The sequence below is a fragment of the Solibacillus sp. FSL W7-1464 genome (genome assembly GCF_038004425.1).
In the GTDB taxonomy this organism is placed as follows: domain Bacteria; phylum Bacillota; class Bacilli; order Bacillales_A; family Planococcaceae; genus Solibacillus.
Genome location: NZ_JBBORC010000001.1, coordinates 3,274,765 through 3,287,751 on the forward strand (window position 1 = coordinate 3,274,765; position 12,987 = coordinate 3,287,751).

General features: G+C 41.2%; 14 protein-coding genes. 6 read left to right on the forward strand and 8 right to left on the reverse strand.

Features of this window, described 5'->3' with window-relative positions:
* Positions 1-36: 36 nt before the first annotated feature.
* The 3 genes from MKZ25_RS16325 to MKZ25_RS16335 form a co-directional block, all read right to left on the reverse strand.
* On the reverse strand, positions 37-684 hold the full coding sequence (locus MKZ25_RS16325) for a response regulator transcription factor (RefSeq protein WP_340802404.1): 648 nt from the start codon (positions 682-684) through the stop codon (positions 37-39).
* 10 nt (positions 685-694) lie between these two features.
* Positions 695-1,807, reverse strand: coding sequence for a GAF domain-containing sensor histidine kinase (locus MKZ25_RS16330; protein WP_340802405.1), 1,113 nt, complete (start codon positions 1,805-1,807; stop codon positions 695-697).
* Between the two features lie 134 nt (positions 1,808-1,941).
* Positions 1,942-3,483 carry a GNAT family N-acetyltransferase gene (locus tag MKZ25_RS16335; RefSeq protein WP_340802406.1) on the reverse strand — a complete coding sequence of 514 codons (1,542 nt, stop codon included), beginning with the start codon at positions 3,481-3,483 and terminating at the stop codon, positions 1,942-1,944.
* 151 nt (positions 3,484-3,634) lie between these two features.
* On the opposite strand from MKZ25_RS16335, the gene MKZ25_RS16340 reads away from it, so the two are divergent.
* The 3 genes from MKZ25_RS16340 to MKZ25_RS16350 are packed head-to-tail and all read left to right on the forward strand — an operon-like array spanning position 3,635 to position 5,423.
* Positions 3,635-4,060, forward strand: a complete 426-nt coding sequence (locus tag MKZ25_RS16340) for a disulfide oxidoreductase (RefSeq protein WP_340802407.1) — start codon at positions 3,635-3,637, stop codon at positions 4,058-4,060.
* Between the two features lies 1 nt (position 4,061).
* A complete protein-coding gene (locus tag MKZ25_RS16345; RefSeq protein WP_340802408.1) occupies positions 4,062-4,532 on the forward strand; it encodes a thioredoxin family protein in 471 nt (156 codons plus the stop codon).
* Between the two features lie 57 nt (positions 4,533-4,589).
* Positions 4,590-5,423, forward strand: coding sequence for an RluA family pseudouridine synthase (locus MKZ25_RS16350; RefSeq protein WP_340802409.1), 834 nt, complete (start codon positions 4,590-4,592; stop codon positions 5,421-5,423).
* A 253-nt stretch (positions 5,424-5,676) separates the two neighbouring features.
* Here MKZ25_RS16350 and MKZ25_RS16355 read toward each other — a convergent pair whose 3' ends face one another.
* Positions 5,677-6,225 carry an acyl dehydratase gene (locus MKZ25_RS16355; protein WP_340802411.1) on the reverse strand — a complete coding sequence of 183 codons (549 nt, stop codon included), beginning with the start codon at positions 6,223-6,225 and terminating at the stop codon, positions 5,677-5,679.
* Positions 6,226-6,254: 29 nt separating this feature from the next.
* Complete coding sequence (locus tag MKZ25_RS16360) at positions 6,255-7,085, reverse strand: aldo/keto reductase (RefSeq protein WP_340802412.1); 831 nt, start codon at positions 7,083-7,085, stop codon at positions 6,255-6,257.
* Positions 7,086-7,273: 188 nt separating this feature from the next.
* Between MKZ25_RS16360 and MKZ25_RS16365 the strand changes: the two genes are divergently transcribed.
* Positions 7,274-8,887 (forward strand): long-chain fatty acid--CoA ligase, encoded by a 1,614-nt coding sequence (locus MKZ25_RS16365; protein ID WP_340802413.1) that lies wholly within the window; start codon positions 7,274-7,276, stop codon positions 8,885-8,887.
* A 45-nt stretch (positions 8,888-8,932) separates the two neighbouring features.
* On the opposite strand, the gene MKZ25_RS16370 is transcribed toward MKZ25_RS16365, so the two are convergent.
* Positions 8,933-9,097, reverse strand: a complete 165-nt coding sequence (locus MKZ25_RS16370) for a multidrug ABC transporter ATPase (protein WP_340716403.1) — start codon at positions 9,095-9,097, stop codon at positions 8,933-8,935.
* A gap of 369 nt (positions 9,098-9,466) precedes the next feature.
* Here MKZ25_RS16370 and MKZ25_RS16375 point away from each other — a divergent pair, with 369 nt between their 5' ends.
* Together MKZ25_RS16375 and MKZ25_RS16380 are read left to right on the forward strand one after the other, a co-directional pair.
* Positions 9,467-10,354 (forward strand): VOC family protein, encoded by an 888-nt coding sequence (locus MKZ25_RS16375; RefSeq protein ID WP_340802414.1) that lies wholly within the window; start codon positions 9,467-9,469, stop codon positions 10,352-10,354.
* A 109-nt stretch (positions 10,355-10,463) separates the two neighbouring features.
* A complete protein-coding gene (locus MKZ25_RS16380) occupies positions 10,464-11,231 on the forward strand; it encodes a sporulation protein (protein WP_340802415.1) in 768 nt (255 codons plus the stop codon).
* A 38-nt stretch (positions 11,232-11,269) separates the two neighbouring features.
* Here MKZ25_RS16380 and trmL read toward each other — a convergent pair whose 3' ends face one another.
* Complete coding sequence (gene trmL, locus MKZ25_RS16385; RefSeq protein ID WP_340802416.1) at positions 11,270-11,743, reverse strand: tRNA (uridine(34)/cytosine(34)/5-carboxymethylaminomethyluridine(34)-2'-O)-methyltransferase TrmL; 474 nt, start codon at positions 11,741-11,743, stop codon at positions 11,270-11,272.
* Between the two features lie 17 nt (positions 11,744-11,760).
* Positions 11,761-12,894: a tRNA epoxyqueuosine(34) reductase QueG gene (gene queG, locus MKZ25_RS16390; protein ID WP_340802417.1), complete on the reverse strand. Its 1,134-nt coding sequence runs from the start codon at positions 12,892-12,894 to the stop codon at positions 11,761-11,763.
* Positions 12,895-12,987: the final 93 nt, after the last annotated feature.

The window sequence follows — 12,987 nt, forward strand, 5'->3', positions numbered from 1 at the left end:
CTCGGATGATTCGCCCTGCTTGTATTTAGCTTGTATTTAGCTTTCATTCGTTTCCGTCAAATTATGTTTTACTGCGTATAAAGCCGCCTGTGTACGGTCCTGTACATGGAGCTTAGCAAAAATATTCGATATATGGGTTTTAACCGTTTTTTCCGTTACATATAACGAAGAAGCGATTTCCCTGTTGCTTTTCCCCTTAGTCAGTTCCGCCAATACGTCCTGTTCCCTCGGTGTCAGCGGATTTAAAATATGGGGCTTGTTCTCGTCTTCGCGCAAGCCTTCTTCCAATTGCGTAGTCGCATCCGGATGAATCGTATTTTCGCCGCGCATTATCTGACGGATCGATTCGACCAAATCATCCGGTTCGATATCTTTTAGCTGGTAGCCGGATGCCCCTGCATCTATTGCCGGCAGCACATGGTCTTTATCCGAAAAGCTTGTCAGCATCAGTATTTTAATATGCGGCCAATGATTTTTTATTTTCTTTGTTGCCTGGATGCCGTCCATCTCGGGCATGACCAGGTCCATTAAAACAATATCGGGAGAAAGTTGTTCAACAAGCTCTACTGCTTCCAGTCCGTTTTTCGCTTCTCCTACAACTTCGATATCCTTTTGGGTTTTTAAAAAGAATAATAGTCCCCGTCTTACTACATGATGGTCGTCTGCTATTAGTACCCGTATCATCAAATCCCCCCTAGTATGGTAAACGGACAAGTAATTCTGTTCCTTTTCCAATTTCACTTACCCAATCCGCGTTTCCTCCAACTGCATGTGCCCTGTCAATAATTGATTGCATGCCGATTGATGGTATACGGCGATGTGCCTCCACATTAAAGCCGTGGCCTGTATCATTTACAACGAGTAATACATCGGTAGCGGTCACGTTTAAATATATTTCCACAGTTTTTACTCCAGCATGTTTCCGTACATTATTCAATGCTTCCTGAGTAATTCGGAAAAGGGTTTCCTCTACTCGTGAAGGAAATTGAATGACACCCGAAACATTGACCGTTAATTTCAGACTCAGCATTTCTGCATACACTTTGATTGCTTCAATGAGTCCGCTTTCCAACCCTTTTGGACGGAGCTGCCAAATGAGTGCACGCATTTCCGTCAACGCCTCCTGTGTAAGCTGCTGAATATCTTTAAATGTATCTTTAATATCCTGCTCGTTGCTCATCTCCACTCCAGCACGGGCTGTCAGTGTTACCGAAAAAAGCAGCTGGTTGACAGAATCATGTAAATCGCGCGCTAAACGGTTACGTTCCTGAACAAGCGCGATTTCCTGCTGTTCATTTGTCAAGTAAATACGTTTAATCGCAGAACCCATCTGAAAGGCTACCGATTCGAGTAGATCCAGCTCCTCGTCCGAAAAGCGTACCGTATTCCTGGAAGCGACATTCAGCAAGCCGAAACGTTCCTGTCCTGACTGCAATGGTACAGTCGCATGATGGGTAATTTCGTTATGGTCGCCAACATTTGCGGCGATGGCACTTTCTATGCGCTGGCATTCAATAATATTCGAAGCTTTCTTTAATTCTTCATTGCGGAAACGGGACACACACCAGCATCCGCCCTTCTTTAAATAGTGGCACCCATTATGGCTAAGCGCATCCGGTAAATCCTGCTTCACGACAAGTTCCGATTTCCCTTTTTCATCGATAAAGAAAATCCATCCTGTCTCAAATTTCGTACCGCTTAAAAATTTCGACAGCGCACCATTCAGCATCGGAATCATCTCTGTTTCCTCGTTTAACAGCTCAGCAATTTCTTTTAATATGGCAATATTCGATTGGTCTTTTGTCATACTGGCTCTTCCTTTGCAACTTCACTTTTCTATATCATACCATTTCCATTAAATAGAACGCACCGCTATCCCTCTCATACTTTTGAACGAAAAAAATCCCGCTATCTTTTACGATAGCAGGATTTCCCTGTAAGTTATTTCAAATATTCCACGCGATAAACATCATGGCGTCTGTCTTTAAGGTGCTTCACGGTACCGTCTTGTCGTTGTCGCCGCAATATTTCCAGATCGACATCTCCGATTAATACCATTTCCAGGTTCGGACTCGTTTCTCCGACAATTCCATCCCGCGCAAATTCAAAATCGCTTGGTGCGAAGATGGCCGATTGCGCATATTGGATATCCATGTTTTCCGTTTCAGGCAAGTTGCCGACCGTTCCGGAAATCACCGTATAAATCTGGTTTTCAACCGCACGTGCCTGTGCACAATAGCGCACGCGTAAATAGCCTTGACGATCTTCTGTACAAAACGGCGTGAAAATAATATTCGCGCCCATATCTGTCGCAATGCGGGCAAGTTCCGGAAACTCGATATCATAGCAAATCTGAATGGCAATCTTGCCGCAGTCCGTATCGAATACGCGGACTTTATCTCCGTTACTGATTCCCCACCATAAACGTTCATTTGGTGTAATGTGAATTTTATATTGTTTTTCAATCGTTCCGTCGCGTCTGAATAAGTAGGCGATATTGTAAATTTCCTCGTCCTCTTCCTCCACAAAATGCGAACCGCCGATAATGTTGACATTGTAGCGGACCGCCAGACTTGTAAACAGTTCGATATATTCAGGTGTATATTTCGTCAATTTACGGACTGCCTGTGATGGTGATTTCTCGTTTAAGAAACTCATGAGCTGAGTTGTAAAAATTTCCGGAAAGACTACAAAATCCGAGCCTGCATCAGACCCGACATCCACAAAGTATTCACACTGTTTCGCAAAGTCATCAAAGGAATCGATCGCGCGCATCATATATTGCACAACACAAATACGCACTGGATAGCTCGTCTTGAAATGACGTTTTGACAGCGGTCGATAATCGACGTTGTTCCATTCCATTAATGTCGCATACTTGCCTGAAGCCGTATCGTCCGGCAGATAGTTTGGATTAATCCGCATTAAAATAAAGCCGTTCATCATCTGGAATGTCAGCACCGGGTCATATATTTTATGGCGGCTTACCGCATCCACATAATCACGTGGACTCATCTCATCCGAATGGACATGATAGTTTGGAATACGGCCGCCAATAATGATGGATTTTAAATTAAGTGTTCGTGCCAGATCTTTCCGTGCCTCATAAAGCCTCTGACCGACTTTCATACGTCGATACGCCGGGTGCACCATCACTTCAATTCCGTACAGATTATAGCCATCCGGATTGTGGTTTGTAATAAAACCATTGTCTGTAATATCATTCCATGTATGGCGGTCATCATATTCATCGAAGTTAATGCGCAGGCTCGAGCAGGAACCGATTACCTTCCCATCAAGTTCGGCTACCATTTGTCCTTCAGGGAAAATGGTTAAATGGCTGTATAAATGTGCTCGTTCCCACGGCTCCATACCTGGAAAGCATATACGCTGTATTTCTAATATTGAGTCAATATCCTCTGTTGTCATATTTCGGATAATCATTGGTTTTTCAAATTGGGACATATCTAATGAATCTGTCATGCAAAACTCCCCCTCCATATTTAACTTTCCTTTTAATAGCCTTTGATAAACGTAGTAATTTACTTTTTCTCGAATTCAAACTATAATCAATGAGAATATATATGAAAAACTTCTGCTGATAGAAGTTAAATTTGAATATCGAGGTAGCACTATGTCCAAAAAACTTGAAAATGCCTTGCTCATTATTTGGGTTGTATCGTTGACTGCAACGCTCGGATCATTGTATTTTTCTGAAATACGAGGCTACGAACCATGTACATTATGCTGGTACCAGCGCATTATAATGTACCCTATTGTGCTGATTTCAACGATTGCCTACATCCAGAAAAATGCGAAAATTGCATTAACAACAGCCGTATTCTCTACAATTGGAGCGGCAACATCTCTTTATCATTATAGCCTGCAAAAGCTAACTTTTATGCAGGATGCAGCACCTGCCTGTGGGCGTGTAGCGTGTACCGGTCAGTATATTAACTGGCTGGGCTTCATTACGATTCCATTTTTGGCACTTACTGCTTTTGTTATTATAGCAGCAGTTAGTTTTTATATGTTAAAGGTTTTAAAGGGGGAGAAATAATTTGAAGAAGTTAGCGATTGTCGGTGCAGTTATTGTGTTATTATTCGCAGCAATTATTGTGCTGACAAACATGAAAAACAGTGAAAAACTAGAAAACAATCCGTACGGTACAGATAACTTGAAACAATCAACAATCGACTTATTGGACGATGAAAATTATCAAAATATCATTTTACCGGATGCATTGGCAGAGAAAATCAAGTCAGGTGATGGCGTTGTCGGCTATTTCTTCAGTCCCGAATGTTCTCACTGCCAAAACTACACTCCAAAGCTTATGCCGATTGCCGATGAACTAGATGTTCAAGTTGATCAATTAAACATTCTTGAGTATACAGATGAGTGGACTACTTATAATATTCAAGCAACACCAACACTTATCTATTTCGAAAACGGTGAAGAAGTTGCCCGTCTGGAAGGTGACGCGCCGGATGAAACAACGCGTCAATTCTTTAACGATGTTGTGTTAAAATAAGATTATATTCAAAATCGTGTTCTTTACGAGCACGATTTTTCATTTGGAGGAAAATAAATGTTCACATATATCATTCACGAAAACGGTCAAACCGTTGAAGACCTGCTGCGCGATAAGTGGCGCTTAGGCAAAAAGCTTGTTCATGAATTACGTATGGCTAAAGCAGTCACAATCGATGGAGAGCCAGTTATTTGGAAGGAACCATTCGAAAAAGGGACGAAAATCGATTTTGCATTTGATATTCCCGCTTCGAACTATATTCCAACCGGCAGCTGTGATGTAAAGATCCGCTATGAAGATGCGCACTGCCTTATTGTTTCAAAGCCTAAAGGGATGGCAACACATCCGAACGAACCAACAGACAATGACACATGCATGAATCATGTAATGCGTCACATTGTGGACAACGGCGGGCATTATGCAGAGCATGTACACCGCTTGGATCAAGGGACAAACGGCTTATTGCTTGTTGCAAAGCATCCGATTGCAAAGTCTATTTTTGACCGCATGATTGAGGAAAAAACAATCGTCCGTACGTATGCTGCAGAAGTACAGGGCAATCTTCGTACAGACAGCGGTACGATCAATGCTGCCATCGGTAAAGACCGCCATCATAATACGCGCCGTGTCGTGTCACCTACTGGCCAGCATGCTGTGACACATTATGAGGTAGTGAATCGCTATAAAGGCACATGTGTTGTACATGTAGTTCTTGAAACAGGGCGTACACACCAAATTCGTGTGCATATGGCGCATTTAGGTCACCCGATCGTAGGCGATACAATGTACGGTGCACGTGAAACTACATCAGGCGATTATGCACTACATGCCATTCAGCTAGCATTTATGCACCCGTTTTTAGACGAGCAGATCATCGTTAAAGACAACTAAAAAACGAGGCCGGGACATAACCCAAAAATGCTATTTTTCTCTGAGAGAAAAATAGCATTTTTTTGCTGAGCGTTAAAATTGATTTCCATTCCGGGACGCTTTCCGCGGGCGTGGCCTGAGCCTGTAGTCTCAGGCGTCACGCTATTCCCGCAGGAGTCGCCCTGCATTCCAATCAATTTTGCAAAATATCCGTTTCTTAATAAAGGTTTTCCTGTTATTTAACGGTCATTCTACTTATGTCCCAGCCTTTTTCCTATCTTTTTTCACGCTCAATATACGTTACTTCATTCGCTCTCGAAAAATGATAAATCATGCTTTTACCAGTTGAGTGCAATTCTTTTTCTTTTATTACAAACTGTTCCCCTGTTTTTGTTGTAAATGTAATATCTCCCTTGTTGCTGCCTACCACATATTCGTAAACAACTTCATCGAATTCTTCCCACCGATATTTTTGTTCTTCCAATAAATGATGTCGTTCCAATTGCTCCTGGCTAATCAACAGATAATTTTGAGTCGATAAATAACCGATGCCAATACTCAATATAAAGAGTAATAGGCCGATCAAATAAAATTTCATATTACGCCTGTACGCCAAAATCCACAGCATCACAATCAAAACAAAACTTGTTACAAGTACAAGTCTTAAATTGAGCGGGTTTGGAATAAATGTCGCGGACGAATTATTAAACTGAAAAAACTCATTTTGAAAAATCGGATGGAATATCATAATAAATGGTGCAACAATTAAAACCGTTACTGCTGCCATTGCGAAAAACAAACTCGGCGAAAAGTTTTTAAACACAGTTCCACTCCCCCTAAGTAAAAACAATGTTAGAAATCAAAATTGAAATTATCCGGATCTTTCCCGAATCGTTCATTGCGATTCAATGCATTTAGCTGCTGCATTGTTTCATTTGTTAATTCGAAATGATAGAGTTCACTATTTTCTTTAATGCGTGAAGCTGTAACGGATTTCGGAATAATGATGACATCATTTTGTAAATGCCAACGTAAGATGATCTGAGCCGGTGATACATTATATTCATTTGCAATACGAATAATCGTTTCATCGTTTAAAACATTTCCACGGCCTAGCGGTGACCATGCAGTTACTGCAATCTGCTGCTGTTCACAAAATGCGCGCAGCGGTTCCTGGGACAAATAAGGATGGGCTTCGATTTGATTGACCATCGGCGCCACATTGCAAGTTGCCATAATTTCTTTTAAATGATGTTCATGATGGTTGGATACCCCGGGTACACGGATGAGCTTCTCATCATACAAGCGCTCAATTGCACGGTACGTATCTACATACTTATCCTCGACCGGCCAATGTGTTAAATAAAGATCCACATAGTCCATATCAAGCTTTTTCAACGATGTTTCAAATGCACGCAATGTATTGTCATACCCTTGGTCGCTGTTCCAAACTTTTGTAGTCACAAAAATGTCCTCGCGCAGTACAGAAGAATGGCGAATTGCTTCCCCTACTTCTTCTTCATTGTAATAAAGCGCGGCTGTGTCGATTGCACGGTAGCCTAAATCAAGCGCTGTTTCAATCGCCTGAAGTGTTTCATCACGGTCCGTCATTTTATAAACGCCCAATCCTAAATAAGGCATCTCTAATCCATTTGCCAGTTTTTTCGTTGATTGTAAATTCATATTGTTCACCTCTTAAATTTGATTGACTCTATTATATCATTCAAATTATTTGCCGTTTATTCATGTTATTATTTGTTAAATTTTAACAGATAATCATTTTATTATCTAGTATATTACTATTTATAGAATAATCTCCCAATCTCTGGAGTATATATTATAATATATTTTCGTTGAGGAGCTGAAAAACTATGATGGATACACAACTAGTTTTGACTGGATTTTTGAAGCGTGCACAACGGTACTTCCCGAACAGAAAAATCATCTCTCGTACAAGCCCTACTAAAACACATCGCATTACATTCAATGACTATGTAAAAAGAACGCACCGATTGGCGGATGCCCTGACAAAACTAGGGATGAAGCGCGGTACAAAGGTCGGTACATTTGCCTGGAATCATCACCGTCACCTGGAGGCATATTTCGCAATTCCGAGCAGCGGTGCGATCTTACACACGATTAATATCCGCCTTGCACCTGAACATATTGTTTATATTATCAATCATGCCGAAGATGAAATATTACTGATTGACGGCGACTTATTCCCGTTAGTCGAGCCTGCACTTGGCCATTTGAAGACGGTTAAGCATATTATCGTCATGAGTGATGAATTAAACGCTCCACAATCCAGTTTCCCGAATGTATACAGCTACGAACAGCTTCTTCAGGAAGCCGATGAAAATTACGAGTTCCCGACAGATCTGGATGAAAATCTGCCAGCAGGAATGTGCTACACTTCCGCAACGACAGGTATGCCAAAAGGTGTCGTTTATACACATCGAAGCATCGTACTTCATAGTTTGGCTCTTGGTCTTGCTGAATCTTTTGCAATTAAAGAAAGTGACACTGCCCTGCCTGTTGTCCCGATGTTCCATGCAAATGCATGGGGTTTCCCGTTTGCTGCACTGAATTTCGGTTCCAATATCGTTTTACCAGGTCCAATGATGACACCAAGTTTAATACTGGACCTAGTTGAACATGAAAAGGTGACAATCACAGCAGGTGTTCCAACAATTTGGCTTGGCGCACTGGTTGAACAGGAAAAAAATCCACGTGACCTTTCATCTGTCCGTCTAATTATTTCGGGTGGTTCCGCATCACCGAAAGGCTTAATTCAGGCTTACAATGAAAAGCTTGGTGTTCCTTACATCAACGCATACGGTATGACGGAAACTTCACCGCTTGTAAGCATGTCGCATCTAACAAGCGATATGAACGACTATACAGAAGATGAACAGTTAAATATTCGTGTTTCACAAGGTTTGACAGTTTCGCTAATCGAAACAGAAGTGGTGAATGAAAATGGCCCGGTTCCATGGGATGGAAAAACGATGGGTGAACTGCGTGTCCGCGGTCCATGGATCGCCTCAGAATACTACAATGATGAGCGGACGAATGAAGCATTCCGTGATGGCTGGCTTTATACAGGTGACATTGCGGTCTATACAAAAGAAGGCTATATCAAACTTACCGATCGTACGAAGGACCTTATCAAATCGGGCGGAGAATGGATTTCGTCCGTAGATCTGGAAAATGCCCTCATGTCACATCCAGCTGTTTTCGAAGCAGCGGTAATTGCAGTTCCGCATCCGAAGTGGCAGGAGCGTCCATTGGCATGTGTTGTTTTAAAAGAAGGTGCCACTGCTTCTAAAGAAGAGCTGATTGCGTCAATCGAACTGGACTTTGCAAAATGGTGGCTTCCGGATGATGTCGTATTTTTAAATGAAATTCCGAAAACTTCTGTCGGCAAATTTTTAAAAGCAACACTGCGAGAACAATTAAAAGATTATCAAGTTCAAATTTAACGAAAGAAAATGTGCACTGAAACGCAAATTCCAGTGCACATTTATTTATTTCTCTTCTTCCTCTTCATCATCAAACTGCTGCGGATCTGAAATGCGTTCTGCTTCTTCCAATTGTCCGCCGTCTCTTAAATTCTCCATTTGCTTCCCGAGAATTTTCAGCTCATCCATAGTATTCGCCATATTCCCGTTAACGATTTCTTCTCTTTTCATACACAATCCCTCCAAATTAATTTAGTATTATTTTTTTCCAATTTTGACTGATTTCTGTCATAAATAAAGTATTCATTCAAATAATTTATGCTATACTGAAAAAAGAGATAATTAAAACATGAGGAGGATACTTCCATGAAATTACTTTTAATTCTTGGTGTCAGCATATCATTTTTAGTAGCTATTTTCACAGCTGGCTATGATAGCAAACCATTCCCAAAAGAAAGATAATTCCACTAGCTTTCCAGTAAAGGACAATCGTCAAACAGCGATTGTCTTTTTCATTTGACTTTTATTATCACATATTTTATATTAGTTACATAAAGTAAGTTGATTATAAAAAATAACCATCAAGGGAGTTCATATATTATGGCTACACATTTTCACAAAAAACCTAATCTATACCCAGCTCATGTTCAATTAAAGGTTTCCAACTTAGTACGTTCAATCGAATACTACACAACGGTTATCGGCTTTAAAGTATTACAGCAGACAGAAACGGTAACCTACTTAACAGCAGACGGACAAACAAGCTTAGTATCACTAGTCGAAGTACAAAATGCCCAACCGCTTAAACAAGGCTTTGCAGGTTTATACCACTTAGCATTACTATTACCCTCTCGCAAGGACTTAGGAAACATCGTACAGCATTTTGTTAACATGAATATTCGCCTCGGTGCTGCAGACCATGATGTTTCAGAAGCACTTTACTTGAACGATCCGGATGGAAACGGAATCGAAATTTATATCGACCGTCATGAATCGGAATGGACTTGGAATCAGGACGAACAAGTGCATATGGTGACAGAACAGCTGAATTTCCAGCCGATTTTAGCAGCTGCAGACGGCAATTGGAACGGCCTGCCTGCTGACACTGTTATGGGGCATGTACACTTATCCGTAGTAAATCTGGACAAATCGGAGCAGTTTTATACAAATGTATTAGATTATAATGTCGTGACTCGTTACGGTGCACAGGCGCTGTTCGTATCAACAGGGAAATATCATCACCATTTCGGATTAAACACTTGGAACAGCAACAACGGCCATGCTCCAACAGAAGATATGGTTGGCTTAAAATCCTTTACAGTCGTGTTAAAGGATGCACAATACGCTGAAGAAGTAAAACAAAGCCTGACAAATAACGGATTCATCGTTGAAAACTTTGCAGAAGCACCAGCACACGGTGGTACCCAGTTATTTTCAACAGTCGATCCAAACGGTTTACGAATCGTATTTACATTAGACGGTGAATAATTTACCGGTCACCTAAACTTTGAGCCCGAAAAATTTTTCGGGCTCTTTTTGAAACTTTCTTTTCTGTCCTACGTATACATGATTAATTACAATTCATGGAGGAATTCATTTGTCACTATTTAATAAAGTTTTAGCAAGTGTTGGGATAGGAGCTGCAAAAGTTGATACAAAATTGCACAAATCAACTTATACATTAAATGAAAATATTTCAGGTGTTGTCGAAATCGTCGGGGGTAGCACGGAACAGCAGGTTGATGCAATCTATCTAACACTTCATACAAACTTTATCCGTGAAATCGATGATAAAAAGATTAAGGATGAAGCAGTACTGCACAAATTCAAATTAACTGAGCCATTTACAATTCAGGCAGACGAAAAACGCCAAATCCCATTTTCATTCTCTCTGCCCCCTGTTGTTCCGGTAACGACGGGCAACTCTCGTGTATGGATTCAAACGGGCTTGGATATTAAAAATGCGGTAGATCCTAAAGATAAAGACTTTATCGAAATTAAGCCGACTCGTCTTGCGAATGGTGTATTGACAGCGATTCAAAATATGGGTTTCCGGTTGCGTAAAGTAGATAATGAGCAAGCCCCTTCTTATTTGCGCCGCCAAACACCGATTGTACAGGAATTTGAGTTTACACCGACAAGCAACACATATCGCCGGTATCTAGATGAACTTGAAATTGTCTTTTTACATCAATCACCAAACTCAGTAGAGATCTTATTGCAGGTGGACCGACGTGCCCGCGGACTTGGCGGGTTTTTATCCGAAGCATTCGATATGGATGAAAGCTTCATCCGCCTCACACTATCCGAACACGACAATATCCAGGCAAAGCTTGAACAAGTGATTAAAGCGAAGATGAAGTAATAAAAAGGCAAGAAGCATCCGTCGCTTCTCGCCTTTTATTATTTTAACCCTGGATAGTTTTGTTGTCTTAGTACTTCGTATATAACGATTGCCGCTGTGTTTGATAGATTCAGTGAGCGGATATGGTCGCTTTGCGGTATGCGCAGACACATATCGGCACGCTCTTTTGCAAATTCTTTTGGCAAGCCTGTCGTTTCTCTTCCGAACATAAAGTACAGGTCCCCTTCTGAATTGCTGAAATCATGTGTCGTGAATGGCTCATCGCTATATGTCTCAATTAAATACACATCGCCATCTTTACTGTACTCGATAAAATCCTCTAATGAATCATGGTAAACGACATTCACATGCTCCCAATAATCCAATCCTGCACGCTTCAACATTTTATCATCTGTTGAAAATCCCAATGGTCGGATTAAATGTAATGATGTATTCGTTCCAGCACAAGTGCGGGCAATGTTGCCAGTATTTGCTGGGATTTCTGGTTGGTATAATACGATATGGTTTGGCACTTTTCGATCCTTCTCTCTTAATGATTTAACATGGCCAGCCCTTTTTCAATCTCGGCCAGCACTTCTTCATCCTGCTCTGTATTTTTGGCAGTCAATAATATATCCATTGCCCCATCCGTTCCGATTTTCCCGATTGCCCAAGCAGCCGTTCCTCTTAATACAGGGCGTTCATCTTTTTGCAATACTTGAATTAAGTCAGGCATTGCCGCTTCTTCTTTAAAGTGGGCAAGCGCTAAAATGGCATTGCGCTGAATCGGCTTTTTACCGCGCCATGAACCGGATACATGGCCAAACTTAGTTTTAAATTCCTTATTGGAAATCGATAAAAGCGGCTGAAGTAACGGTTTTGCGATTTTAGGATCCGGTGTGAATTCATCATGAATCCAGTTGAGCTTTCCTTTGTTTTTCGGGCACACTGTCTGGCATGTATCACACCCATAAAGACGGTTTCCGATTTTGGCACGAAACTCATCCGGCAAAAATCCTTTCGTCTGAGTTAAAAAGGCAATGCAACGCTGTGAATTAAGCTGTCCCGGTGCGACGATTGCTCCTGTAGGGCATACATCGATACATAATGTACAGTCACCGCATTCATCTTCCATCGGTGTATCTGGTGCAAACGGGATGTTCGTGATGATTTCCCCTAAATAGACGTACGAACCAAATTCAGGTGTAATAATAGAGCAATTTTTGGCGCTCCAGCCGATGCCTGCTCGTTCTGCAACCGCACGATCTACCAGTTCCCCGGTATCGACCATCGATTTCACCTTTACATTCGGCACCCGTTCTTGCAGCCAAGCTTCAATGAGCTGCAGACGTTCACGAACTGCTGTATGATAATCTATCCCCCATGAAGCACGGCAAAAGATGCCGCGACGCTCCCCTTTTTTACCTTGCGGGGCATCTTGCATGCGTGAAGGATATGCAATCGCAATCGCAATAATACTTTCAGCTTCATCTAATAATTTTAAAGGCTCTGTACGCAGCTCTATATTTGCTTCTTCAAAGCCTGATTGATATGCTAATTGTTGCTGACGACGTAGACGATTCTTCAATTCATGAAACGGAGCAGCGGTTGTAAATCCGATTTTATCAACACCAATGGATGCTGCATATTTCACTAAATCTTCTTGAAGTTGATGTACTTTCATTTCACATGCTCCTTTCAAATGATACAATAAATATAAATTTATTAGATATTACATATTTTAGTATTTATCCCATTAAAAACAATATAAGAAGGT

Bases quoted from the DNA above. Each gene is read 5' to 3' on its own strand.
- MKZ25_RS16350 (WP_340802409.1), top strand. From the start codon at position 4,590: ATGTTCACATATATCATTCACGAAAACGGTCAAACCGTTGAAGACCTG.
- MKZ25_RS16330 (WP_340802405.1), bottom strand. From the start codon at position 1,807: ATGACAAAAGACCAATCGAATATTGCCATATTAAAAGAAATTGCTGAG.
- MKZ25_RS16360 (WP_340802412.1), bottom strand. From the start codon at position 7,085: ATGAATTTACAATCAACGAAAAAACTGGCAAATGGATTAGAGATGCCT.
- MKZ25_RS16340 (WP_340802407.1), top strand. From the start codon at position 3,635: ATGTCCAAAAAACTTGAAAATGCCTTGCTCATTATTTGGGTTGTATCG.
- MKZ25_RS16365 (WP_340802413.1), top strand. From the start codon at position 7,274: ATGATGGATACACAACTAGTTTTGACTGGATTTTTGAAGCGTGCACAA.
- MKZ25_RS16370 (WP_340716403.1), bottom strand. From the start codon at position 9,097: ATGAAAAGAGAAGAAATCGTTAACGGGAATATGGCGAATACTATGGAT.
- queG (WP_340802417.1), bottom strand. From the start codon at position 12,894: ATGAAAGTACATCAACTTCAAGAAGATTTAGTGAAATATGCAGCATCC.
- MKZ25_RS16325 (WP_340802404.1), bottom strand. From the start codon at position 684: ATGATACGGGTACTAATAGCAGACGACCATCATGTAGTAAGACGGGGA.
- MKZ25_RS16375 (WP_340802414.1), top strand. From the start codon at position 9,467: ATGGCTACACATTTTCACAAAAAACCTAATCTATACCCAGCTCATGTT.
- MKZ25_RS16335 (WP_340802406.1), bottom strand. From the start codon at position 3,483: ATGACAGATTCATTAGATATGTCCCAATTTGAAAAACCAATGATTATC.